19 protein-coding genes are annotated in these 24,174 nt (G+C 58.9%); 14 read left to right on the top strand and 5 right to left on the bottom strand.

Features of this window, described 5'->3' with window-relative positions; all coding sequences use genetic code 11:
• Positions 1-112: 112 nt before the first annotated feature.
• Together AC13F2_RS11425 and AC13F2_RS11420 are read left to right on the top strand one after the other, a co-directional pair.
• Positions 113-1,213, top strand: coding sequence for a FecR family protein (locus AC13F2_RS11425; RefSeq protein ID WP_482970471.1), 1,101 nt, complete (start codon positions 113-115; stop codon positions 1,211-1,213).
• Between the two features lie 61 nt (positions 1,214-1,274).
• A complete protein-coding gene (locus tag AC13F2_RS11420; RefSeq protein WP_482965280.1) occupies positions 1,275-3,548 on the top strand; it encodes a putative bifunctional diguanylate cyclase/phosphodiesterase in 2,274 nt (757 codons plus the stop codon).
• 431 nt (positions 3,549-3,979) lie between these two features.
• Here AC13F2_RS11420 and AC13F2_RS11415 read toward each other — a convergent pair whose 3' ends face one another.
• Positions 3,980-4,252, bottom strand: coding sequence for a hypothetical protein (locus AC13F2_RS11415; RefSeq protein ID WP_196846785.1), 273 nt, complete (start codon positions 4,250-4,252; stop codon positions 3,980-3,982).
• 53 nt (positions 4,253-4,305) lie between these two features.
• Complete coding sequence (locus tag AC13F2_RS11410) at positions 4,306-4,929, bottom strand: TetR/AcrR family transcriptional regulator (protein WP_482965279.1); 624 nt, start codon at positions 4,927-4,929, stop codon at positions 4,306-4,308.
• 126 nt (positions 4,930-5,055) lie between these two features.
• Between AC13F2_RS11410 and AC13F2_RS11405 the strand changes: the two genes are divergently transcribed.
• Positions 5,056-7,377, top strand: coding sequence for a TonB-dependent receptor (locus AC13F2_RS11405; protein ID WP_482965278.1), 2,322 nt, complete (start codon positions 5,056-5,058; stop codon positions 7,375-7,377).
• A gap of 61 nt (positions 7,378-7,438) precedes the next feature.
• On the opposite strand, the gene AC13F2_RS11400 is transcribed toward AC13F2_RS11405, so the two are convergent.
• Positions 7,439-8,743: a sulfotransferase family protein gene (locus AC13F2_RS11400; protein WP_482965277.1), complete on the bottom strand. Its 1,305-nt coding sequence runs from the start codon at positions 8,741-8,743 to the stop codon at positions 7,439-7,441.
• 125 nt (positions 8,744-8,868) lie between these two features.
• On the opposite strand from AC13F2_RS11400, the gene serS reads away from it, so the two are divergent.
• The 3 genes from serS to AC13F2_RS11385 are packed head-to-tail and all read left to right on the top strand — an operon-like array spanning position 8,869 to position 12,080.
• Positions 8,869-10,149, top strand: a complete 1,281-nt coding sequence (serS, locus tag AC13F2_RS11395) for a serine--tRNA ligase (RefSeq protein WP_482965276.1) — start codon at positions 8,869-8,871, stop codon at positions 10,147-10,149.
• Entirely contained in the window at positions 10,149-10,913 is a 765-nt protein-coding gene (surE, locus tag AC13F2_RS11390; RefSeq protein ID WP_222828352.1) for a 5'/3'-nucleotidase SurE, read from the top strand. The genes serS and surE overlap by 1 nt, the downstream gene beginning before the upstream one ends.
• A gap of 48 nt (positions 10,914-10,961) precedes the next feature.
• Positions 10,962-12,080 (top strand): potassium channel family protein, encoded by a 1,119-nt coding sequence (locus AC13F2_RS11385; protein WP_103022462.1) that lies wholly within the window; start codon positions 10,962-10,964, stop codon positions 12,078-12,080.
• A 1-nt stretch (position 12,081) separates the two neighbouring features.
• Here the strand turns inward: AC13F2_RS11385 and AC13F2_RS11380 are convergent, their stop codons facing one another.
• A complete protein-coding gene (locus AC13F2_RS11380; RefSeq protein WP_482965275.1) occupies positions 12,082-12,480 on the bottom strand; it encodes a DUF1761 domain-containing protein in 399 nt (132 codons plus the stop codon).
• Positions 12,481-12,557: 77 nt separating this feature from the next.
• On the opposite strand from AC13F2_RS11380, the gene rimO reads away from it, so the two are divergent.
• The 8 genes from rimO to AC13F2_RS11340 all read left to right on the top strand — a co-directional run bounded on the left by rimO (position 12,558) and on the right by AC13F2_RS11340 (position 23,186).
• Positions 12,558-13,934 carry a 30S ribosomal protein S12 methylthiotransferase RimO gene (gene rimO / locus AC13F2_RS11375; RefSeq protein WP_482965274.1) on the top strand — a complete coding sequence of 459 codons (1,377 nt, stop codon included), beginning with the start codon at positions 12,558-12,560 and terminating at the stop codon, positions 13,932-13,934.
• 333 nt (positions 13,935-14,267) lie between these two features.
• Entirely contained in the window at positions 14,268-16,538 is a 2,271-nt protein-coding gene (locus AC13F2_RS11370; protein ID WP_482965273.1) for an EAL domain-containing protein, read from the top strand.
• Positions 16,539-16,734: 196 nt separating this feature from the next.
• A complete protein-coding gene (locus tag AC13F2_RS11365; protein WP_482965272.1) occupies positions 16,735-17,532 on the top strand; it encodes a transglutaminase-like domain-containing protein in 798 nt (265 codons plus the stop codon).
• An 82-nt stretch (positions 17,533-17,614) separates the two neighbouring features.
• Positions 17,615-19,057, top strand: a complete 1,443-nt coding sequence (zwf, locus tag AC13F2_RS11360; protein ID WP_482965271.1) for a glucose-6-phosphate dehydrogenase — start codon at positions 17,615-17,617, stop codon at positions 19,055-19,057.
• A complete protein-coding gene (gene edd, locus AC13F2_RS11355; RefSeq protein ID WP_482965270.1) occupies positions 19,047-20,864 on the top strand; it encodes a phosphogluconate dehydratase in 1,818 nt (605 codons plus the stop codon). The genes zwf and edd overlap by 11 nt, the downstream gene beginning before the upstream one ends.
• Positions 20,865-20,866: 2 nt before the next feature.
• On the top strand, positions 20,867-21,838 hold the full coding sequence (gene glk / locus AC13F2_RS11350) for a glucokinase (protein WP_103022455.1): 972 nt from the start codon (positions 20,867-20,869) through the stop codon (positions 21,836-21,838).
• The gene (gene eda, locus AC13F2_RS11345) at positions 21,835-22,446 is read left to right on the top strand and encodes a bifunctional 4-hydroxy-2-oxoglutarate aldolase/2-dehydro-3-deoxy-phosphogluconate aldolase (RefSeq protein WP_375246823.1); all 612 of its coding nucleotides are present in this window, start codon (positions 21,835-21,837) and stop codon (positions 22,444-22,446) included. The genes glk and eda overlap by 4 nt, the downstream gene beginning before the upstream one ends.
• Before the next feature lie 83 nt (positions 22,447-22,529).
• The gene (locus AC13F2_RS11340) at positions 22,530-23,186 is read left to right on the top strand and encodes a L,D-transpeptidase family protein (protein WP_482965269.1); all 657 of its coding nucleotides are present in this window, start codon (positions 22,530-22,532) and stop codon (positions 23,184-23,186) included.
• A 9-nt stretch (positions 23,187-23,195) separates the two neighbouring features.
• On the opposite strand, the gene tilS is transcribed toward AC13F2_RS11340, so the two are convergent.
• On the bottom strand, positions 23,196-24,116 hold the full coding sequence (gene tilS, locus AC13F2_RS11335; RefSeq protein WP_482965268.1) for a tRNA lysidine(34) synthetase TilS: 921 nt from the start codon (positions 24,114-24,116) through the stop codon (positions 23,196-23,198).
• Positions 24,117-24,174 lie beyond the last annotated feature (58 nt).

Here is a 24,174-nt window from a genome sequence, read left to right as displayed (position 1 = left end):
CTGCGCCTTAAAGATTTAGAAATCATAAAATTTGATCCCTGATAAACCCTGTTCCTCAACCGTTGCCCCAAGCCTCTCCGTTACATCTGGCAAATTGAATGGAGTCGCACGCATGATCAAATCCCTCACCCGAAGTGTAACGGCTGCGCTGCTTATGTGCGCAAGCTCACAAGCGATTGCGCAGTCGTCTGGCTGGATGGTGAGCGAGGTCAGCGGGCCAGTGTTCGTCGATCGGGATGGAAAGCGTGTCGCTGCACGGCGCGGTGTCGCCGTGGAAGTAGGCGACACGATTGCGACTGGGGCAAGAGCCCGAGCGGTTCTCGTTCATCAGAACGACTTTGTGACCGTGGCTTCGAATAGCCGTGTTCGCATTCCCAGGGAGTCCAAGAATTCTTCGATAACCCAATTCTTCCAGGAAATCGGGAACGCTATCTTTCGTGTCGAAAAAAAGGGAACCCCGCATTTCAAAGTTGATACGCCTTACCTCGCTGCTGTCGTGAAGGGCACAACCTTTTCAGTTACGGTGGGCGCAGAGGGCTCGTCGTTGCAAGTCACCGAAGGGCTCGTCGAAGTATCTACGCTTGATGGCGGCGCGCGCGATCTTGTTCGGCCCGGCGACGTCGCGATGATTTCAGCTGGCGATAAGTATCGCCTGTCGATTTCGGGAGATCAGTCAATCGTGATCGATTCCCCTGCACGTCCTGCGGCTCAGAACGAAGAGAAGGAGCAGGTAGAGGTAGAGGTAGAGCCCGTCACCATTCAGGCGCCAGCGTCTCGCGATGTCGAGAAAGGGAGCCAATCAGACCTTCGCTCAACCAGCACACCTGTGAAGAGCGGCGGCGGTCCTACGGGGTCAGCGCTGCCTTTTATCGCTTCAGCGATTGTAAGTAAGCCTGCGGATATGGGTAAGGCGACTTCAGGAGTAGTATCTGGTCCGGCCCCTGTCGCACTCGTTGCGGAAGTGGCTGCAAGCTCCCGGTCCGTTTCGGTAGGCAAGGCTCCGCTCGACAAGAGCGTGAACGGTCCGGATCAACCGAGCCGCGGCGAAAATCCCGGCAAGGATGACAAGCCTGGCCTGCCCGGCACGGATGATCGGCCCGGCAAAGACGACAAGCCCGGTAAGGACGACAAGCCCGGCAAGGATGACAAGCCCGGTAAGGACGACAAACCTGGCGGTCCGGGCAAGGACGGCGGCCCCGGCAAGGGTGACTAGTCGTGCAAATCGTTAACGCCTTCGATGCCTTTCGACATCTCGCAATGTGCGGTCGATGGGTATGAGCGCCACTATCGGCCGACTGCTGATCTGCGTACTATCGCTGGCAGCTGCGATGTTACTGTGGGGCTCGGGGTTTTTGCAGGGCGCTGAAGATGCTTTGCGCAATTCCCTATTCGGCATCCATTCCCGCGAAGCCAGCGGCCAGCTTCACGTCGTCGAGATGGATGCGGCAAGCCTGGCAGAGATAGACCGGTGGCCCTGGGACCGGCGCCACTATGGTGCACTTGTCAGTCGGCTGTCGGATGCGGGCGTGCGGAGCATTACCTTCGACGTCGATTTTTCCACTCCATCTGAAACAGAGCAGGATCTCGCTTTCGCCGCGGCGCTGGCCGAGGCCAAGCCAACGATCGTCCTGCCGACATTTGCGCAAAGAGCATCTCGGCACGACACAAGGATGCTAGACGCCCTGCCGATCCCGGCCTTGAGGGATTATGCAATCCTGGGTTCGGTTTCCATCGCAGCAGACGGCGACGGATTCGTGCGGCGAATGCCATTAGGCACTCTTACGCAGGGCATTCCCCGGCCATCATTGTCCGCGCAGATTGCGGGCCGACCCGGGACGGTCGATCAGCCTTTTCCATTAGATCTGTCGATCGACCCTCTGACTATACCCCGCCACAGCTTCTCTGATATCGAGCACGGTCGGTTTGCCGAAGCCGATCTTCGTGGAAAAGATGTGTTGGTCGGTGCCACGGCAATAGAAATGGGCGACAGGTACGCTGTTCCTCAACATGGCGTCATTCCCGGGGTCATTGTTCAAGCGATTGCAGCTGAAACTCTCTTTGCGGCTTTGCCTGCCAGCGCAGGCCCGTTTGTTCTTATGGCAATAGCCTGTGCAGGCTTCGCCTGGTTGCTACGGGCGACAACAATGCGCCAGGCCGCAACGCGCAGCGCCGTAGCGCTGGGCACAGTTGTGAGTGCCTACGGCGTTTCTTGGTTCGCATTTTACACGATGCTCGAAGCCGCACCCGCCGCAGTCGCGGTATTGTTTGCAGGCGCTGCGCAGTTGCTGGCAATTCTTAAAAAGGATTTGGACCATAGGCGCGTCCATGACTCCGACACAGGGCTTCCGAACCGACTGTCGATGGAACGAGAGATTGATCCGGCGTCGGCCGCGTGCATTACGGCAATCATTGGTAATTTCGCGGCGCTCTCGAGCGTTCTGGGCGATCACAATACGAAAGAACTCCTCAAACGCGTTGCCGAGCGGCTCCTCGTAGGGAACTTCGGCAGCACAGTTTATCGAATAGAGGACCGCACGCTCGCTTGGCATTCTTCTCTTGAAGCCGGAGAGATGGAGGCAATGCTAAAGGCATTGCATGCACTGATGCGAAGTCCCATCGAGGTCGGAGGGCGACGCGTTGATGTCCAGATAGCATTTGGCGTTGCCGCACCTCAAGCCCTAGCAGAGGCGGCGTTGTCCGCTGCAACGGCTCTGAGAACTGCCGAACCTTGGCACATTCATCTGGCTGATGAGCAAACCGAAGTGGAACGGCAGATCTCCCTCATGGGAGAGCTCGATGTGGCAATCGATTTGGGTGAGCTTGAGGTCGTCTATCAGCCGAAGCTTGATTTGAAGACTGATCGTATCACCAGCGTCGAAGCACTCGTCCGTTGGAATCATCCGCAACGCGGTCCGTTACGACCCGACCTATTCATTCCGATGGCCGAAGATGCGAACCGCATATGTGACCTGACCTTGTATGTTCTGCAAAGAACCATCGATGATTTGGCCGCTTGGTGCCAACATGGTCTAGTCGTCAGCGCTGCAGTCAATATTTCTGCAAAGCTGGTCTATTCAAACGAATTCATCGACAAGGCAAAGCGGATCCTCACGGAGACAGGAATTCCGCGGGATCGTTTGATTTTCGAGGTGACTGAATCAGCAACAATCGATGATCCCAGCGCCGCTGTCGCCGCACTTCAGCACTTTCGCGATCTTGGCATCGCAATCTCGATGGATGATTATGGCACAGGCCAGTCGACATTGACTTATCTCAAGCAGCTGCCCTTGTCCGAACTGAAGATCGACCGGAGCTTTGTTCAACACGCCCATGAGGACCCAAACGATGCGCTTCTTGTGCAGTCGACCATCGACCTTGCGCATCGGCTTGGTCTGCGAGTTGTTGCAGAAGGAGTGGAGGATCGAAGCTGTCTCACCTTCCTTCGGGAAGCGGGCTGCGATCTTGCTCAGGGCTATTTCATTGGAAGACCGACCAACCTAGAAGACATAAGGGAAATACTTACATCGCACACGTCACTTGCGGCCTGAACGCGACTAACAATTTTCTGCTTATCGACTGATAGCACCCGGCCCTCAGCACCCGACACGCTCGGCAACCTTTCATTGTTAAGCGAACGTCCGCTTTTGGGTTGCTACATCAATCTCTCGAATGACCGTTATGAGGGCGCAAAGCCGACACCGATTTGATCGGCGCAAAACTCCGCCCAAGTATCCTAACTCTGGGATAAGCCCGATCAACGACCAACGGACATATCGTCAGGAGCTCGTACAAACGCCGTACGCGCCATATTCCTAGAATCAAGTTCAGCGTTTATTTTCAGAGCATTGAGCGGTATTCTCGTCACCCTTCACACGGGTGGGGTCGCAAGTTCAATCCTTGCCGCGCCCACCATTTTCCGCCCTTACAAATGCAAAAGGCCGCCCCGGCGGGACGGCCTTCGCATCGCGTCGCCGATAGATCAGGCTACCTTCGCGGACTTTGCGGACTTGGCCTTGTGAGGGGCTGTCGATGTCGCAGGTGGCGTAGTTGCTTCGTTCTCCGCATTCCGCTTGTCGAAATGCTTCTTCGCGAAATAGCCGCCTGCGCCCAGTACCACCATTGCAGGCAGGCTGAGACGACGGATGGCCGTGGCGGCCACTACACCGAGCGCAGCACCTGCCGGTCCTCCGACACCGCGGGTTTGCTTGGCGACCCTGTCGCCGACGACTGCTCCGATAATCTTGCCGATCATGTCGATTTCTCCTTTGGGCACTGAACGGTCTGGCCCGTCGGGAGTTCCGCGGATCAATCCCCGGATGAAGCGATGCCATGCGCCAGCAAATCGTTGGCGCGCCGCGCGATTTCCTCGAAAGCCGGGTCGCCCTCTCGCGCCCATATCGCATAGCGTAACCCCAGAAATACGTTCATCCCCATAACCGCCCAGGCTTCCGGCGCGCCGAGACCGGATACGAACTCGCCGCTATCGCCGCCTGCCTTCAGCCGCTCTTCAATACGGGTCCCGATGGTTTCGTAATGTGCGCGGTAGCTGTCGGGATCGACAAATTCAGCCTCGTCGATGATGCGGTAGATTTCCTTGTTCTCTGACGCGAAGGAAAGAAACGCGTGCAGCGCCGCATGTTCGATTTCCAGCGCCCCCATCGAAGGCGAAAGCGCCTGACGCGCGGCGCGGCCCACGCCTTCGCTCATGTCCGAAACCAGCGCCCGGAAAATCGCGTCCTTGCTATCGAAATAGGTGTAGAAACTGCCCAGCGCCACCCCCGCACGGCGGGTAATACCGCTGATCGACGCATCGTGAAATCCGTGATCTGCGAACTCCCTCGTCGCTGCATCGAGCAGTTTGCGCAGCGTCTTTCGCCCACGTTCCGTGCGGGGCGCCTTGGCCAGGTCGGGCCCCTGCTCAGCCTTCATTTCAATCCCCCTCGCATGGCTCGACGCTACCGATGCCATCCACTCGACGCAACAACAAACTTGAAAGGTGGTTCAGGTTTCAGTATCAGGGAAGCATATAAAGATATTGGGAGGGAGATTCACATTATGAAAACCACCAGATTCCTCGTTGCGGGCCTGCTTGGCAGCGCCGCAACCGCCGCGTTCCTTGCAGCGCCCGCGTCTGCCCAGACCACGGACACAGACCAGGCGGCCCCGGTCGTGGATGACGACAACGTAATCGTGGTGACAGCGCGCCGGCGTGAGGAGAGCATTCAGGACGTGCCGCTTTCCATCACTGCCATTTCCGGCGAAGCACTGGCCAAAAGTGGCACGCTCGAAATTACTGAATTAGCGCAGGAAGTGCCCAACCTCACGCTCGAGGTCAGCCGCGGCACCAATACAACCTTGACCGCATTCATTCGCGGCGTCGGTCAGCAAGATCCTGTGGCTGGCTTCGAAGCCGGAGTTGGACTTTATGTCGACGACATCTACCTGAACCGCCCGCAAGGTGCCGTGCTCGATATCTACGATGTCGAGCGGATTGAAGTTCTACGCGGACCGCAGGGCACTCTGTACGGCCGCAACACGATCGGCGGCGCGATCAAATACGTCACGGCCGCCCTGCCCGACGAGACCGAGATCAAGGTCCGTGGGACCTACGGATCTTATAATCAGGCAGATCTGATCGTCACCGCATCGACACCAGTGTCCGATAGCCTGAAGGTGGGTGTCAGCGGTGCCCGGCTGTCGCGCGGCGGTTTCGGCGACAATCTGGTTCAGGAAGGTGTCGAAAACTACAACAAGGATGTCTGGGGGGCCCGCGGCACGATCGAATTCGACAATGGCCCTCTCTTCATCCGCCTGTCTGGCGATTATGTGAAAGACAATTCGGACCCGCGCCAGGGCCACCGCCTGCTGCCGGGTGCATTTTCCGGCGCGCCCGTCCTCGACGATGTCTACGATACCCGCGCCGGGCTTGATGTCGTGGATCAGGAGGTCGAAGCCTATGGCGGCGGCCTGACCATCGCGTATGAGCTGAATGACACCATGACGGTCAAGTCGATCACCGGCTATCGCAAGGATCATTCGACCACTCCCATCGATTTCGACAGCCTGCCCCAGGCCGATCTCGATGTGCCCGCCATCTACCGCAACAAGCAATTCAGCCAGGAACTCCAGTTCCTTTATGAAGGTGATCGCCTATCGGGCGTCCTTGGTGCCTACTATCTCGATGCCAGTGCCTTTACTGCATTCGATGTGGCACTGTTCACAACGGGCGCCATTCCGTCCGTGAATCTTCCCGGCCTCAATGCGCAGACGCTGGGTGATGTCGATACCAAGACCTGGTCGATATTCGGCGATTTCACCTACGATCTGACCGATCAGTTCAGTCTCTCGCTCGGAGGCCGATATACATGGGACAAGCGGACCAGTCGCATTCTGCGCACCACATTCGTCGGCGGGTATTCCGATCTCTTCCCGCCCACTGACGCGGTCCCGATTGCCGTCACGAGCGACTTCAACGGCAGTGCTACGTTCAAGGAATTCACCCCGCGCGCCTCGCTCTCTTTCAAACCTAACGCTAATCACACTTTTTACGCCACCTATTCGAAAGGCTTCAAGGGCGGCGGTTTCGATCCGCGCGGCCAGACGAGCCAAGCGCCGGACCTCGATGGCGATGGCGATATCGACTATGCGGACCAGTATGAATTTCTCAGCTTCGCGCCCGAAACGGTCGACAGCTACGAAATCGGCTGGAAAGCCTCCCTGCTCGACGACAGTCTGTTCATCAGCCTGGCCGCTTTCAAAGGCGATTACACCGACGTGCAGATCCCCGGCTCGGTCGGCGTCGACAGCAACGGCGATGGCATCAGCGACAGCTTCGTGGGCATTACGTCCAATGCGGGCGATGCGGACGTCAACGGCGTCGAATTCGAAGGTCGGGCCGTTGTCGGCCGCAATTTTGCCGGACCCGGCAGCCGCCTGACCTTCAACTGGGCGCTTGGCGTGCTGGATGCCAAATACAACACATTCATCGACGCTCTCGGCAATGACGTTGCGGATCAGCGCGTATTCCAGAACACCCCCGACGTAACCGTTAATACCGGGTTCGATCTGGGCATTCCCGTGGCCAGAGGGATCGTGGATTTCCTCGGTTCGATTTCGCTGCGCTCAGACGCGAGCCAGTTCGAACTTCCCGGGCCGCTTGATCAGGATGGTTATGCATTGGTCGATGCCAGCATCGTCTACACCGACGACAGTGATCGCTGGTCCATCGGGATCCATGGGAAAAACCTCTTCGATCAGCGCTACATCGTGTCCGGATACGATTTCGTCACCGGATCCGTCCTCGGGCTGGAGGGGAACCTGACTGCCTTCTACGGCGATCCACGCCGCGTATTCGTGACTGGCCAGGTCAAATTTTGACCACGCGGAAATTCGGAGAGTTGTAAATGCAAGGGGTGGAGCGATTGCTCCGCCCCTTTCGTCATGCGCCCGACCGAAAACGCTTCGCATCGCTGATCGGCGTGCCGGTCGGAATACCATAAGTCTCGGTATAATCGGCGAACCGTTCGCTCACCTCTTGCTCCCTTAGCCCGAATTGCTCCAGACTGTAACGGTGCGGTAGGCGCTTGAGCCTCGCCGAACGGTCGAGATAGCGCTGCATGGCGGGGATTGCCGGCGCCATATCGAGTCCGAGGAAGCGGTAGACACGTTCCATCGTTCCGCGCCAGTCGCTTTCCATATCCTCGTACTGGATGTCGATCATGCGGTTGGCCGGAATCAGGTCGCGCGAAGATCGCATCCGTTCGATCATGGTGGCGGTCTTGCCCAGCCATTCCCGGCCTGTACGCGTAGCGTCGCAGTGATCCGAATAAATGATCTGCTGATTCCAGGCCAGCGAGGCTGCGCTGGCCACGAACTGCTTCGGATCGCGATGAGTGAATATCAACCGTGCATCGGGAAACACTTCGAGCAAGGCTGGCAGGTCGAGCATATGCTGCGGCGTTTTAAGGATCCACGGGCGCAGGGAACTTTCCTGCTGTGACCAGCCGATCAGACGCAGAAGGTTCGCCATGTGACGATATGCGGGGACCGGGTCTTCGTTTTCGCACCACTGCGCATAGGAGGGCACGTGCCACTGGGCGTCGTGCTTCATGCTCCACATGCTTGCCACCAGCAGACCGAGTTCCTCTTCAGGTTCATACGGGCCGGTGGGATGGATGGAGAGAGTGCGCGGATTGGCCAGCCGTGCAACTTTCATGATCCGGCTGGCCAGCTTCGGGCGGAAATCCTTTTTTTCTCCGGCCAGCACTTGTTCGAACTCCGGACGTGGTACCGGACTGATCGTCTCGAAACTGCGCAGATGCGCGAAACGTTTGTCTCCCGCCAAAAGACGATGAAGGCGCGTCGTTCCGGACCGCATGGGCCCGACGATCACGACCGGGTTCCTCAATGGCCGAGCCAGAATTTCAGGGTGCCGCTTGAACCACATCTGCGCATACAGCCGATCGCGCAAAATATGGTGAAATTGCTTCATCGCGGACAAGTCGCCTGCCGCGTTGAGCCGCGCTTCGCTCTTCACGCTGTCCAGTAGCGCATCGAAGGGCCGCTCGAACCAATCATCGCCGAAATCATCGAGACCGGTTGCCTGCATCGCACCGTCCAGCAATGCATTCTTATCCAGTTGGGCAGGATCTATCGCCCCTAGCTTGCGACCCGCTCTTATCACGCCAGCCGCCACGTCGATGAAATGCGTACGTCGTGGCGGCTGGATTGGCTGGTCGATCAAGGTGGGGCCTCTCGAACTGTGGTAGGTGCCCCTCAACGTATTCTTCGACAAGTCGTGCCCGCAAAAGGGGGGCCACGCGGGAAGTGGCTGGCCAATCATGGTACGAAAAGGCATAGGCCGCGACCATGCACGACATCGCCTATATCAGAGCCAATCCGCAAGCTTTCGACGCCGCTCTTGCACGTCGCGGCGCCGATCCTGTGGCGGATCGCATTATCGCCCTCGACGCGAAAAAGCGCGAAGCGAGCACCAAGGTCCAGCAGGCGCAGAGCCGCCGAAATGATGCCTCCAAGGCGATCGGACAGGCCATGGGCCAGGGCGACAAGGACAAGGCCGAAGCGCTCAAGGCCGAAGTTGCCGAAATCAAGGCCAGCATGCCGCAATGGGAAGATGCCGCCAGTGCCGCCGGCAGCGAACTCGACGATCTGCTCGCTACGCTTCCCAACCTTCCAGCCGACGACGTGCCCGATGGGAAGGACGAGGCTGACAATGTCGAAGTCCATCAATGGGGCAAAAAGCGCGCATTCGATTTCGAACCGAAGGAACATGCCGATCTCGGCCCTGCGCTGGGTATGGACTTCGAAACCGGGGCCAAGCTGTCGGGCGCCCGGTTCACTTTCCTGCGCGGCGACATGGCGCGGCTCCACCGCGCGCTGGCGCAGTTCATGCTGGATACGCAGACCCGCAAGAACGGCTATACCGAGTGCAACCCGCCGGTCTTGGTCAATGACGACGCCATGTATGGCACCGACAAACTGCCCAAGTTTGCCGAAGACAGCTTCCGCACGACCGATGACCGCTGGCTGATACCGACGTCGGAAGTTTCGCTGACGGCTTCCGTTGCGGGTGAGATCCTGCCCGATCTCACCCAACCGATCCGCCTGACGGCGCACACCTTGTGCTTCCGCTCGGAAGCAGGCGCCGCGGGCCGCGATACGCGCGGCTTCATCCGCCAGCATCAGTTCGAAAAGGTGGAGATGGTCAGTATCTGCCGCCCTGAAGACAGCGCTGCCGAACACGAGCGTATGACAGAGTGTGCAGAACAGCTACTTCAAACGCTTGATCTGCCATACCGTCGCGTACTGTTGTGCACCGGCGACATGGGTTTCGGCGCGAGAAAGACATACGATCTGGAAGTCTGGCTGCCTGGCCAGGGCGCCTGGCGCGAGATCTCCTCGTGCTCGAATACGGGAGATTTCCAGGCTCGCCGCATGAACGCACGCTATCGCCCGGAAGGTGAAAAGAAGACCGCTTTCGTTCACACTCTCAACGGCTCGGGCCTCGCAGTCGGGCGCACCCTGGTCGCTGTGATGGAAAATTACCAGAACGCCGATGGCAGCGTTACCGTGCCGGATGCGCTCACGCCCTATATGGGCGGAGTAGACAGGCTGGAGGCCGTGTCCTGATGCGTATTCTCCTTACCAATGATGATGGCATTCACGCTCCTGGCCTCAAGGTTCTGGAAGGCATCGCACGCCAGTTCAGCGACGATATCTGGATCTGCGCCCCGGACGAGGAACAGTCGGGTATGGGACACGCCCTTACGCTCGCGCGCCCCGTGCGGCTCCGCAAGCACGACGATCGTCGCTTTTCCGTGACCGGGACACCCACCGACGCAGTGACCATGGGCATGCGCAAGGTCATGGACGCGCAACCTGATGTGATTTTGTCAGGGGTCAATCGCGGTGCCAATCTGGCTGACGACATTACCTATTCCGGCACTGTCTCGGCCGCGATTGAAGGAGCACTAGCCGGCATCCGCTCAATCGCGCTCAGCCAGGTTTATGCGAAGGAAGGCATGGGCGCGGACGTGCCGTTCAGCGCCGCCATCGAATGGGGTGCCAAGGTGCTGGCGCCGCTGCTCGACACACCGCTGCCGCAGCGCACCCTCGTCAATGTCAACTTCCCCCCCCTTCCCCCAGCGGAAGTCAAAGGTATCCGCGCAGTTCGGCAAGGGTTCCATGACTATTCGCGCGGGACCGTAGTCGAGGGCCGCGACCCCCGAGGGTTCAAATACTACTGGTTTGGCCTAGAAGCGATCGAACACACGCTGGATCATGGCACTGATCTGGAGGCGATCGACGAAGGTTACATTTCGGTCACCCCACTCCAGCTGGACCTGACCCACCACTCGTCGCTCGGCGCGCTCGCAGACCGTTTTACTTCGTAAGCGCGATTATGTTGACCTTGCACCGTTCCCCGCCCACCTAGCGTAAGCATGAGCAGCAATAAGCAGGTCGACCGGATTGCCGCCAGCACCACGGTGCGCACCTATCGCGGTCCGCGCTTTCAGCCGCTAAGGCGCGCGTTAAAGATACCGGTGTGGGGGGACCTCGGTATCCGCCTCGGTCTCGCGCTGTTCCTCATCTTCGTGGTCGTCATGATCCACTGGTGGGACCGTGAAGGGCTGGTCGACAATCTCGACGGCGAGGTAAGCTTTCTCGACGTCATCTATTTCACGATGATCTCCATTACCACGACCGGTTTTGGCGACATCGCCCCCATTTCGGATCGCGCGCGGCTGGTCGAGGCGGTGATCGTCACGCCAATTCGCTTCGCGGTTTTCTTCATTTTTGTGGGTACGGCCTACAATTTCATCATCAAGCGCAGCTGGGAGAAATGGCGCATGGCCCGCATTCAGGAACAGCTTTCCAACCACATCGTGGTGCTCGGCTACGGCATTTCCGGTTCCGAAGCAGTCGGTGAACTGATCGAGCGTGGAACCGACCCGTCCTGCATCGTCGTTATCGATCCAAGCGAGGAAAGGCTTCACGAGGCAGAAGCCCTGGGCTGCAACATAATGGCTGCCGATGCGACGCGCGATCAGACGCTGAAGGCCGTCCGCATTAGCGAAGCCCAGAACGTTCTGGTATCCGCGGGTCGCGATGATACGACGATCCTGATTACATTGACCGTGCGCGCCCTTGCGCCGCATGTGCCCATCAGCGCGGTTGTGCGGGCGGACGATAACGAATCCCTGGCCAGGCAGGCTGGCGCAAACAATGTGATCAACCCCGTTCGTTTTACCGGACTGCTTCTCGCCGGAAGCGCAAAGGGCGAACATATCGCTGAATATCTTGCCGACCTCGCCAGCGTTTCGGGCCGCGTGCAGCTTGTCGAGCGCCGGATTACCGATGAAGAGTGCGGCCTGGCCATCAGCGAGCTAAAAACAGGAGGCCGCGGCTTGCGCGTTTATCGCAACGGCCGGGCGCTCGGTTTCTGGGAAGACGAATGCCAAACTCTTCAGAGCGGCGATGTCGTGGTGGAAATCATACCCACGCCGAATGGCGAAACCAATGGCGATGGGCGGGATCGCGACGATCTGATCGACGCATAGACTAACGGAACAGCAGAAAAACTCCGCCCATCGCTGCCATGCCGACAATGAAGTGCCCGGCATCGATAAGAAAGAGCGTCAGCGTTTTGCGCATAAAAAGATAGTTGATGCCGATCGCCGGCACCATAATGGTGGCGCCGAAGCCTACAGCCATCATCATCACAGCACGATCACTGGCCCCGCTACGCGCAATCGAGTGTCCAAGTGTCAATGCGATCATCAGTTCGGCGATGAAGGCGAGACCGAAAATCAGGCCGATGTTGCCGCGCTTTAACTGTTCATCGGAAATGCCTGCCGCTTTCTGCCAAGCCTTTCCGAACACCATTCCATACCAGATGACGCCGACCAGAAAGAACGCCACGGCACCGAGCACCACCGCCAACCAGTTGATTTCGCCCATTTCCCATCCTTCCGCTAATGCGCAATACGCACGACGCTAGCGCAATGGTGCATAGAGGTGTAGAGGCGCGCGCAATCATGACCACCACTACCACCCCAATCCCCGACCAGAAGAAGGTCGGTATGGTTTCCCTCGGCTGCCCGAAAGCGCTGGTCGACAGCGAACGCATTCTTACCCGTCTACGCGCGGATGGCTATGCGATGAGCCCGGATTACGCCGGTGCCGATGTGGTCCTTGTGAATACATGCGGCTTTCTCGATTCGGCCAAGGAAGAAAGCCTTGCTGCCATCGGCGAAGCAATCGCGGAAAATGGTCGTGTGATCGTGACCGGCTGCATGGGCGAGGAGGCCGACGCCATCCGCGCTGCCCATCCGCAGGTCCTCGCCGTGACAGGTGCGCATCAGTACGAACAGGTGGTGGACGCGGTCCATACCTATGCCCCGCCCTCCCAAGGTCCGTATGTCGACCTGATCCCCCAGCCGGATATCAAACTGACGCCGCGCCATTACAGCTATCTGAAGGTCTCCGAGGGCTGCAACCACTCCTGCGCCTTCTGCATCATTCCGGATCTGCGGGGCAAGCTAGCCAGCCGCAGGATCGATGCGGTGCTGCGCGAAGCAGAGAAGCTGGTTGCCGCGGGAACAAAGGAACTGCTGGTAATTAGTCAGGATACCAGCGCCTACGGTGTCGACACACGCCACGAAACCCGCACCTGGAAGGGTCGTGATGTTCGTGCGCATATGACCGATCTTGCGCGGGAACTGGGACAGCTCGACATTGGCGGCGGCACCCCTCCGTGGGTTCGGCTGCATTACGTGTACCCCTACCCCCATGTAGATGCGGTCATTCCGCTCATGGCCGAAGGGTTGCTGACGCCGTATCTCGACATACCGTTTCAACATGCGAGCCCCAAGGTCCTTCGCGCAATGAAGCGTCCTGCCAATGAGGCGAAGGTGCTGGAACGCTTGAAGGGCTGGCGGGAAATTTGTCCTGAAATCGCTATTCGTTCTAGCTTTGTCGTCGGCTTCCCTGGAGAAACCGAAGAGGATTTCCAGTACCTGCTCGACTGGCTGGAAGAGGCTCAACTGGACCGTGTGGGCGCATTCCGGTTCGAACCTGTCGATGGTGCACAGGCCAACAATCTGCCTGACCCGGTGCCGGAATCCGTCAAAGAAGACCGCTATGCCCGCATCATGGAAGTGACTGAGCGTATCAGTGCCGCCAAGCTTCGCGACAAGATCGGCAAATCGATCCCCGTGATAATCGACGAGGTTGGCGAGCCCGACGAAGATGGCGACATTGGCGCAACCGGTCGCAGCCAAGCCGACGCGCCAGAAATCGACGGCGCGGTTTACCTTCGCAACGTACGTCCAGGCCTGTCGGCAGGCGACATCGTGGATGTTTTGATCGAAGATAGCGATGCGCATGATCTTTTTGGAGCAGCCTGCGCCTAATGCGAACTTAGGGCGTCGTCGGAATGCGCCCCTTCGACACCGCGACCCTTATGCGGTTCAGCAACAAGGGTAATTTACCGGCGCGTTCGCAACTGCCTGTCGACGTATCAGCGGGTTTTACCGGTAATTCCTAAAGCCAAATTTACCACTGAAACCCACGGCTTGCTGCGAACCCGGTGGATTCTCTCACCCTTCGTCAAACCTTTTTTAAACTTAAGACCTCCATAAGGGTAATCGATGGGCGAAACACGCACCTCGAACCCTGCCAGGCATCTCCTTGCCCGGACACGTTCGCTTTTTAGCGGGCGCCTGTTAGAGCGTCTGCGACACGTGATGTGGGCCGGTTTCATAAGCCTCGCAATGTTTGCCGTCTTACTGCTCGAACCGGTCGATCAGTTCTTGTGGCTGGTGCAGTCGCGAATAGCTGAACGCAGCCCATCGGGTGATGTGGTTTTCATATCTTCAGATGAGGCCTTGAATGATCCGGACGAGCCCCAAGCGCGGTATGAAGTAGCCGAGGCCCTGGATGAGCTAGATCGTCGCGGAGTTGGGAAAGTATTTCTCGATGTGACCTTTGCCAAATCAAATGATCCCAATGCCGATGCTCGTCTAGCCCGCGCGATTGCCGACTTGGGCGCTCGGATCACCGTTGTGGATAGAGTTGCATTTGCCTCCGGTGTCAACAAAACGCATCGGGCCACCGACAAATCTATTTCCGGTTCAGCCGAACGAGTAATCTCCGACCAGACGGATCGAAACTGGTTTGGCTTTGCTTGGGAACTTCACCATACATATAAGTATAATGGCACTGATTATCGTGCATTTGGGTCGGCTATAGCTGGCACAATTGGAGAGCGCTCGTCCAAATACCCTGTCGATTATGGCTTTGGACATTTTAAAATCCCGACCATTTCAATCGGTGATCTCATCAACTCTCGAGGGACGCTCGATTCCTCGAGAGTCGATGTCACTGGCAAGGTGGCCATTCTGGGCCATAGCAACCGGGTTGCCGGGGCACAGCAACCCATACCTATGATGATTGATGCTCCATTGAGCTTCGTAGATATATACGCCGGCGAGACTCTTAAATCCGGGCATACAAACTATCTTCGAGGAGCGGTTGTCTTATTTATCTTTGCCGCGCTACTCTGTATTATAATAATTCTCGGAAACTCACGCAAAAGACGCTGGGTCGGGTATACCGCAATTGCAATATTTGCTCCAATATTGCTGTTTTTTACTTCAAAATTGGCAGTACGTGTAGACCTATCGTACGCCCTGACCTTGCTTGCAACTTTCGCCGCATTCAGATCACGTAGTCGCTGGAAGCGCCGTGTCGAGATGGTTAACACTGAAACTGGGCTACCCAAGCTCCGTGCTCTTGAAGCTCGCCTGGGCAAGGAGAACGTCGGGACGGGCCATATAGTGGTTGCCAAGATACAAAATTATGAGCGCGTTCTAAAAACCCTCAAATCGGACGACAAAGGAATTTACGTACTCAAATTGGTAGATCGTTTGCGCGCCGCAGACTCAAAACTAGCTATCTACAGTGAAGGTCACCATCTTGGCTGGCACGTAGCAAATGATGATGCAGAAAGCGTCATTGAGCATCTCGAGGGCCTAAGGGCGATTTTCGCAGCACCCATACAAGTGGGCGGTTTCTCAGTTGATGTCGGGATAACCTTCGGCGTCGCCGCGGTTGAGGGGGACCCCCCTCTTAGATTAGCAGCGGCTGTCGCAGCAGCGGAAGAAACCTCGGAAGCCCATGATCCAATAACTTTTGCAGAGACTGGATCGCAAAACGATCTTCTCTGGGATATTTCCTTACGTGCACGCATCGATCAGGCTATGGACGTCGGCGAAATTTATTGCGTTTACCAACCGAAAATCTGCCTAGCGTCTAAGAATTTAGCAGGCGTTGAAGCGTTAGTTCGCTGGCACGACCCGGCGCGCGGATTCATATCGCCTGTCCACTTTATCCAGCAGTGCGAGAAGGCTGGAAGGATGGAACATCTCACTCGATACGTTTTGCACACTGCTTGCTCAGCCGGAAAGCTACTTCATTTTCGCGGGAGTAAGATCACGATGTCGGTCAACATCTCGGCCACTTTGCTCGGGGATATGAGAATAGTCGGGATCATCCAACATGCACTTCAATCGACAGGCTTCGATCCGGAATATCTGGTACTAGAAATTACCGAAACATCCCGCATTTCGGATTATGCCGTTGCGGCAAGTATTCTAGATGAAATCAAATTGGTTGGCGTAAAGGTCTCGATGGACGATTTCGGGATTGGCTCAGCGAGCTACGAAGCATTCTACGAGTTGCCGTTTGACGAAATTAAAATTGACCGCCTTTTCGTATCGAACATGGCGAAAGATCCAAAAGCCCGGGCCATCGTCTCAAGCGTCGCCGCGATGGGTCGAGAGGCCCGAATCAATGTCGTAGCCGAAGGTCTGGAAAACCCTAACGATATCGACATGCTGGAGCTGATTGGCTGCCAACAGGTTCAAGGCTTCGCTTTTTCGCGTCCGATTTCATTAACTAACTTACTGGAACTAAACAGTTCAGACCAAACCAGAGGCGCCGCAAACATGGTTTAGGCTTTACAAACAAGTATGGTTAATGGCACTTAACTCCTGCACCAACAGGAGGTATCACCATGTGGAGCATTTGGAAGTGGCTGTTCACGGCTGACTAAGTGTCTGACTAACGAGTTTCAAAGGGCTCCCTTGCGGAGCCCTTTACCGTTTCTGGGCCCGGTGAAACGAACGCCCCCGTGCAGCGTTCACCACGCATATGCCGATCATCATAGAAACCCGCTTCGCCTTTCACCTGGGCGCCCCGACGGATGTCTTGCTGCAATTCGAAGCTGCGGAAATTCCGGAACAGAGAATTCTTTCGACCGATACTCGGCTGGGCAGCGGTGCCCATTGCGCGCGCGTTCCTGCGAAAGACGACATCGGTGAGAGAATCTGGATTCGTACCGAAGGCGACTTCGAAGTCGCGTATCGGGCCAAAGTTGAACTTGATCGGCAGCTATCGCCGCTCGAAGAGCTATCAGGCCTTCCCCCCCATGAAATGCCCGGAGATGTGGTCGAGTATTTGTTCGATAGCCGTTACTGCCCCGCCGACGACTTTCAGACATTCGTGGAATCGCGCTTCGCCGATACAACCGGTGGAGCAAGGATCGCGGCAATCCGTGACTGGATTAACCAACATTTCAGCTACGTTCCTGGCAGTTCGACGACCAAGACCGGTGCGGCCGAAAGCTTCATCGCTCGCCAAGGCATCTGTCGCGACTACGCGCATATGCTCGTAACGCTTGCGCGCGCTAGCACCATTCCTGCCCGCTATGTCGCATGTTACGCGCCCGGCGTCGATCCGCCCGATTTCCACGCGGTAGCGGAGGTTTTTCTGGCCGATCCGTACACGCGCGACGGGGGCACATGGCAGCTCGTGGATGCCACGGGCATGGCCGACCCCGCCGAAACCATAAAGATCGGCGTAGGAAGGGATGCCGCCGACGTCAGCTTTCTGACAAGCTTCGGCGCCAATGATTTCCGTTCAAGTTCAATTCGCGTTACGAAAGAATAGGAATGCAGCCGGCTGGCATGCATTGTGTGCCCCTGATAACCGCCGCTCGAGGGAGAAAAGATGTGAGTGGGTGGCCCCAGGCATGACCTTGACCGCAGATCGACTGCTATTGTTCGGCGCGACTGGCGACTTGTCGCAGCGCATGCTGCTTCCATCCTTATGCGCCCTCGACGCCGATGGACTGCTCGAACCCGACCTCAAGATCGTGGGGACGGCTCGATCGGAAATGTCCACCAAGGAGTTTCGGGATTTCGCTCGGGAGGCGCTCGAAAAATACCTGCCGGATCACCGACGCGGCGGTGTAGCCGAATTCCTCAATCGCCTAAGCTACGTGCCGGTCGATGCTACCACGCTCGAAGGCTATGACGAACTTGCCCGCGAGGTGGGCGAGTACGTGAAGGGGTTGGCGATCTTCCTGTCGACCGCACCAAGCCTGTTCGAAGCGACGATCGACGGTCTTGTTCACGCCGGGCTGACCAAAGGCAATGTTCGTATCGGTCTGGAAAAGCCTCTCGGCATCGATCTGTCATCGAGCGAAGAAATAAACGATGCAGTAGCCAAGGCGTTCAGCGAAGACCGCATTTTTCGCATCGATCACTATCTCGGTAAGGAGACGGTCCAGAACCTTCTCGCTTTGCGGTTTGCCAACATACTGCTCGAGCCCGTGTGGAACTCGAACTACATCGATCACGTCCAGATCACCGTAGCGGAAACCGTCGGCCTGGAATCGCGCGTAGCCTATTATGACGATAGCGGTGCGTTGCGTGACATGGTTCAAAACCACATGCTGCAGCTGCTGGCGCTGGTGGCGATGGAGCCTCCGACGAGCTTTGGCTCTACCGCAGTGCGCGACGAAAAGGTCAAGGTTTTACGCGCCCTTCGTCCAGTAGCTGCCGATGAAACCGTTACCGGCCAATACAGGGCCGGCGCAGTCAATGGCAGCCCGGTCCCCGGCTATGATGAAGAGCTAGGCAGGGACAGCGTTACCGAGACGTTCGTTGCGCTGAAGGCGCATGTCGACAACTGGCGCTGGAAGGGAGTCCCCTTCTACCTACGAACCGGCAAACGGTTGCCCGAGCGGGTAACCGAGATCGTCGTGCAGTTTCGGTGTGTCCCGCATTCGATCTTCGAAGGCCGGGGTGCGACCACTCAGCCCAACCGCCTCGTCATCGGAATCCAGCCGGAAGAAAATGTCCAGCTTTCCATGATGGCAAAGGTCCCCGGGCTCGATCGCGAAGGGATCAGGCTGCGCCAGATTCCGCTCGATATTGCCATGCCGGATGCTTTTTCCGGGACTGTGAGGCGCATTGCCTACGAACGTTTGCTGCTTGACCTCATCGAGGGCGACCAGACCTTGTTTGTGCGGCGTGACGAGATCGAGGCGCAGTGGGAGTGGATCGATGCCATCCGCCAATTGTGGGCAGACAAAGGCATAAAGCCAAAAACTTATGGGGCGGGCAGTTGGGGACCAAATGCTGCGATCGCTCTTGCAGAACGGGACGGGGTGAGCTGGCATGACGAATAAAACGCTCAACGATACTATTCATCGCGTTACCCAGCGCGTGATCGAGAATTCCCGGGACAGCCGGGCCGACTATCTCGACTTGATGGATCGGGAGGGCGAGCGACAGGTCAATCGCGGCTCCCTGTCTTGCTCCAACCTCGCCCATGCCTTTGCCGGGGCGGAAGAGGATCAGGAGGCTATTCGTGCTGCGAGGGGACCCAATCTGGGCATCGTGACCGCCTACAACGACATGCTGTCGGCGCATCAGCCCTATTATCGCTATCCCGAGCGGATGAAGATCTGGGCACGCGAAGTCGGTGCGACGATGCAGGTGGCCGGCGGGACCCCGGCCATGTGCGACGGCGTCACTCAGGGCGAGGCCGGAATGGAGCTTTCGCTCTTCAGCCGCGATACGATCGCGCTCTCGACGACGATCGCCCTCAGCCATGCGATGTACGATGGCATGGCGCTGCTGGGCATTTGCGACAAGATCGTTCCGGGGCTCCTCATGGGGGCGCTGCGTTTCGGGCACTTGCCAGCGATCTTTGTGCCCTCTGGACCGATGGGCACAGGCATATCCAACAAGGAAAAGCAGCGCACCCGCCAGCTCTACGCAGAGGGCAAGGCCACCCGCGATGAATTGCTGGCGAGCGAAATGGGCAGCTATCATTCGCCGGGCACATGCACGTTCTATGGAACCGCCAATTCCAACCAGATGATGATGGAAATGATGGGCCTGCATGTACCGGGCGCGGCCTTTGTGCAGCCTGGCGCCAAGTTACGGCAGGAGCTGAGCCGCGCAGCTACCCACCGCCTTGCCGCAATCGGGAAATCGAGCGAAGACTTCCGTCCGCTGGCGCGAGTGGTGGATGAAAAGGCCATCGTGAACGCAGCCATCGGCTTGCTGGCGACGGGCGGGTCGACCAATCATGCGATCCACATACCGGCGATGGCACGCGCGGCAGGCATCCGGTTCGACTGGAACGATCTGTCGGAGCTGTCCAGCGCCGTGCCGCTGGTAGCGCGCGTTTACCCCAATGGATCGGGCGACGTGAACCATTTCCATGAAGCTGGCGGCATGGGCTATGTGATCGGCACGCTGCTCGATGAAGGATTGGCGCACCGCGATATCCTTACCATCTGGGACGGCGGCTTCGAAAGCTACAGCAAAGAACCCGGCATGAACGGCGACGATCTGACGTGGCGAGACCCGGGACCGTCGGGGGATACGGAGATGCTGCGGCCGGCATCGGACCCGTTTCAGGCAGACGGCGGCATGCGTCTCGTGCAGGGGAATTTAGGAAGGGCGTGCTTCAAATCCTCCGCAGTGAAACGCGAGCGCTGGACCATCGAAGCGCCCTGCCGGGTTTTCGAAACGCAAAAGGATGTCAATCAAGCGTTTGAATTGGGCGAACTACAGTGTGATGTAGTGGTTGTAGTGCGGTTTCAGGGGCCGAGAGCAAACGGTATGCCCGAATTGCACAAGCTGACCCCTGCACTCGGCGTTCTGCAGGACCGAGGGTACAAGGTCGCGCTGGTAACGGACGGTCGCATGTCCGGCGCATCGGGCAAGGTGCCCGCGGCAATCCACTGCACGCCCGAGGCGCTGGGCGGCGGGCCGCTGTCGAAACTGCGCGACGGCGATATCGTGCGCGTTTGCGCAGCTACGGGTCAGCTTTCGACCGATGCCGATCTCGATGCACGCGAGCCGGCCCCTGCGCCCGAACCCGAAACGGGAATGGGCCGCGAACTGTTCGCCATGTTCCGCAGCAATGCCGACGGTGCCGAACAGGGAGCGTCTTCGATGATGGCGATGGCAGGCCTGTGACGATGGAACTGGTCAGCGTCGACATCGGGGGCACCCACGCACGCTTCGCCATTGCGACGGTTGCCGATGACGGCACGATCAGCCTGAGCGAACCGGAAACGCTGCATACCGAGGATCATGCCAGCTTCCAGACGGCGTGGGAGGATTTTCGCGGCCGGATGGGCGGATCCCTGCCGCCGCGCGTGTCGATGGCGATCGCGGGCCCCGTCGGCGGCGACGTCATCCGCTTTACCAACAATCCCTGGATCATTCGCCCGGCACTGGTGAGGGAAAAGCTGGGCGTCGAAGAATACTGCATCGTCAACGATTTCGAAGCGGTCGCCCATGCGGTCGCGCGTGTCGACGAGGACCAGTTCATCCACCTGACCGGCCCCGACAAGCCGCTGGCGCCGACGGGCCGGCTGAGTGTGCTCGGCCCCGGTACCGGCCTGGGGGTGGCGCATCTCTATCGCGAAGCTGACGGCACATACCGCGTGTCGGCGACCGAAGGCGGCCATATCGATTTCGCCCCGCTCGACCAGATCGACGATGCCATCCTGGCTCGTCTGCGCAAACGGCACGTACGGGTATCGGTCGAGCGCGTGGTGGCGGGCCCGGCCATCTCCGACATCTATCAGGCGCTGGCATCCATGGAGGGCCGGCCGGTCGCCGAGGAAGACGATATCGCGATCTGGAAGCGCGGGCAGGACGGCAGCGACAGCCTAGCTGCTGCGGCAGTGGATCGTTTCTGCATGTCGCTGGGCAGTGTTGCGGGCGACATCGCCCTTGCCCAAGGCGGTTTCGGCGGTGTCGTGATCGCGGGCGGCCTTGGTTATCGCATCCGGGACACGCTGCTCAAATCGGGCTTTTCCGAAAGGTTCAAGTCCAAGGGACGCTTCCAGGAGCTGATGGCCTCGATCCCGGTCAAGCTCATCGTTCATCCGCAGCCCGGCCTGTTCGGGGCCGCCGCAGCCTTCGTCAGGGAACACCCATGACCATAGCCGACATCATGCAGACCGCCCCGGTAATCCCGGTGATCGTGGTCGACGATCTGGAACATGCCAAGCCGCTGGCACGGGCGCTCGTCGCTGGTGGCCTGCCCATCCTGGAAGTAACCTTGCGGACACCCGCCGCGCTGGATGCGATCCGCGCGATGAGCGAGGTCGAAGGTGCTATCGTGGGTGCAGGCACTGTGACCAATGAGCGCGACCTTGCCAGCGCGGTCGATGCGGGAAGCCGGTTCATCGTTTCGCCGGGCCTGACCAAGCCGCTGGGCAAGGCGGCAATCCGCGACGACATTCCGTTTCTGCCGGGCATCGCCAATGCCGGAGACATCATGCGCGGGCTCGATCTGGGGCTGACGCATTTCAAGTTCTTCCCCGCGATGGCGGCTGGCGGGTTGCCGGCCCTCAAGGCCTTGGCAGCGCCCTTCGGCCAGTGTCGCTTCTGCCCGACCGGCGGCGTTTCGCTGGACAATGCGGCAGAGTGGCTGGCGTTCGATCCCGTGCTCTGCGTGGGCGGCAGCTGGGTCGCGCCGCGTGGAGCGGTAGATGAAGCCAAAGTCGAACAGCTCGCCCGTGAGGCTTGCGCGCTGCGCGGTTAGCGCGACCGCCTGCCATCGTGCCCCAATGGGACGGCTTTTTGCGCAAAGTGGAACATTAAGCGTTTTGCGGGCATAACCTGTCCATGGATGTGATTCTGAAGTGGATTGGCGGCGGAACCGTCGCGGCTGCGCTCGTTCTGGCGGGCGTTGCGATCGGTAGCGGAGCGTCCGCCGAAAACCCGCTTGCCGGCCCATCCGTATCCAAGGCGCCTGTCGCGGCGAAACCGGTTCATGCCCATGGTGCGATCGCTGCAAAGGCCATTGCCGATGCAAAGCGGCTTTATACCGTGCGCCGCATCCTTCCGATCGAAGGGCCGATCAAATACGGCGAATGGCACTGGGACGACGAAGGCGTGCCGGACGGCCCGCTGCTGGTGACGGTGGATCTGGAAGCGCGGGTCATCTCGATCTTCCGGGGCGGTTATGAAATCGGCGCGGCTGCAGTCATGCTGGGCACGGACGACCACCCGACCCCCACTGGCGTATTCCCGATCCTGTGGAAGCAGCGGCACAATGTGTCCGAGAAATACGGTAATGCCCCCATGCCATGGAGCATGTTCCTGACATCCGACGGCGTTGCCATTCATGGCGGTAGCGAAGTCCAGAACGGCTATGCCAGCCACGGCTGCGTAGGCGTGCCGGACGAGATCGCCGAGCGGCTGTTCGCCATTGCCAAGAAGGGCGACAAGGTCGTGATTACCAATGGCCAGCGGATGAGCCACGGCGACAGCATCATCTAGCGATGCGGGTCATCCGGTCCGGCGCGGGACTTCCGCGCGGAAGACCCACAGACGTTCGCCCCCACGGTCTTCCACATGGGCCTGCAAGCCGCCGACATTCGATTTTCTGCCGGCGACCAGACTGTCCGCCAGTTCCGCCGCCTCGCCCTGCCCGATGCTTTTGCCGAACCGGCGGTAGATCGTGCGGATCACGCCTGCCCTGATCAGGCCATGCGGTACGCCGGTGCGCAGGGCCGCATAGCAAACCGCGTCGTCGACCGGGGTCACGCATTCGGCATATTCGCGGTTAACCATCCATTCGATCGCGTTGTTGGCTTCGGCAAGATAGCCGGCACTTTTCTCGATCGCCGAAATGTCGAGCCAGTCGCATTCGGCCAGAACCCGGCGCATGCGCACCCTGTCGTATCGATCGTCATGGTTCGACGGGTCATCGACAGCCGACCAGCCGAACCGTTCGACGATCGCCGCCAGTTCATCGCGGCGCCAGCGCAGCAAGGGACGGACTAGCCCGACCGGAACCGAGGGTACCGAGCCAAGGGCCCGGATTGCCGACAGCCCGGCCAGACCGCTGCCGCGATTGAGCCTCATCAGGAATGTTTCGGCCTGGTCATCCATCTGATGAGCCGTGGCCAAGGCGTCGAGATCGTTTTCTTCGGCCCAATCGCCGAGCGCCGCGTAACGGGCCTTGCGCGCCTGTTCCTGCGTATTGCCGCGCGCAACGGATACGGTGAGCGTCGTGTGCGTGATGCCGAGTTCGGCACAATAGCGGGCCACCCTGTCCGCTTCATCGGCGCTTTCCGGACGCAGGCCGTGATCGACCGTTGCCGCCTTTACCCTGCCGGGCAGTGCCGCATTGGCGAGCAGGAGCAGGGCGAGGCTGTCCCCGCCCCCTGAAACAGCGAGGCCCAATGCGGCCCCGGGCCTGTCCATTCCCGGCCAGAGGGGAGCGAGGTCGCCCCGAAAACGCTCGATCAGCGGCGGATCGAGC

This window comes from Qipengyuania sp. L-5Y (assembly GCF_056859455.1).
This window is presented reverse-complemented; position numbering and strand designations above follow the sequence as displayed.

Excerpts from the sequence above, each read along its gene's own strand:
- AC13F2_RS11380 (WP_482965275.1), bottom strand. The coding sequence starts at position 12,480 with ATGGGCGAAATCAACTGGTTGGCGGTGGTGCTCGGTGCCGTGGCGTTC.
- AC13F2_RS11370 (WP_482965273.1), top strand. The coding sequence starts at position 14,268 with ATGTGGGCCGGTTTCATAAGCCTCGCAATGTTTGCCGTCTTACTGCTC.
- glk (WP_103022455.1), top strand. The coding sequence starts at position 20,867 with ATGGAACTGGTCAGCGTCGACATCGGGGGCACCCACGCACGCTTCGCC.
- rimO (WP_482965274.1), top strand. The coding sequence starts at position 12,558 with ATGACCACCACTACCACCCCAATCCCCGACCAGAAGAAGGTCGGTATG.
- AC13F2_RS11425 (WP_482970471.1), top strand. The coding sequence starts at position 113 with ATGATCAAATCCCTCACCCGAAGTGTAACGGCTGCGCTGCTTATGTGC.
- AC13F2_RS11365 (WP_482965272.1), top strand. The coding sequence starts at position 16,735 with ATGCCGATCATCATAGAAACCCGCTTCGCCTTTCACCTGGGCGCCCCG.
- AC13F2_RS11385 (WP_103022462.1), top strand. The coding sequence starts at position 10,962 with ATGAGCAGCAATAAGCAGGTCGACCGGATTGCCGCCAGCACCACGGTG.
- tilS (WP_482965268.1), bottom strand. The coding sequence starts at position 24,116 with ATGGACAGGCCCGGGGCCGCATTGGGCCTCGCTGTTTCAGGGGGCGGG.
- surE (WP_222828352.1), top strand. The coding sequence starts at position 10,149 with ATGCGTATTCTCCTTACCAATGATGATGGCATTCACGCTCCTGGCCTC.
- AC13F2_RS11405 (WP_482965278.1), top strand. The coding sequence starts at position 5,056 with ATGAAAACCACCAGATTCCTCGTTGCGGGCCTGCTTGGCAGCGCCGCA.
- AC13F2_RS11420 (WP_482965280.1), top strand. The coding sequence starts at position 1,275 with ATGAGCGCCACTATCGGCCGACTGCTGATCTGCGTACTATCGCTGGCA.
- serS (WP_482965276.1), top strand. The coding sequence starts at position 8,869 with ATGCACGACATCGCCTATATCAGAGCCAATCCGCAAGCTTTCGACGCC.
- AC13F2_RS11415 (WP_196846785.1), bottom strand. The coding sequence starts at position 4,252 with ATGATCGGCAAGATTATCGGAGCAGTCGTCGGCGACAGGGTCGCCAAG.
- eda (WP_375246823.1), top strand. The coding sequence starts at position 21,835 with ATGACCATAGCCGACATCATGCAGACCGCCCCGGTAATCCCGGTGATC.
- AC13F2_RS11340 (WP_482965269.1), top strand. The coding sequence starts at position 22,530 with ATGGATGTGATTCTGAAGTGGATTGGCGGCGGAACCGTCGCGGCTGCG.
- edd (WP_482965270.1), top strand. The coding sequence starts at position 19,047 with ATGACGAATAAAACGCTCAACGATACTATTCATCGCGTTACCCAGCGC.
- zwf (WP_482965271.1), top strand. The coding sequence starts at position 17,615 with ATGACCTTGACCGCAGATCGACTGCTATTGTTCGGCGCGACTGGCGAC.
- AC13F2_RS11410 (WP_482965279.1), bottom strand. The coding sequence starts at position 4,929 with ATGAAGGCTGAGCAGGGGCCCGACCTGGCCAAGGCGCCCCGCACGGAA.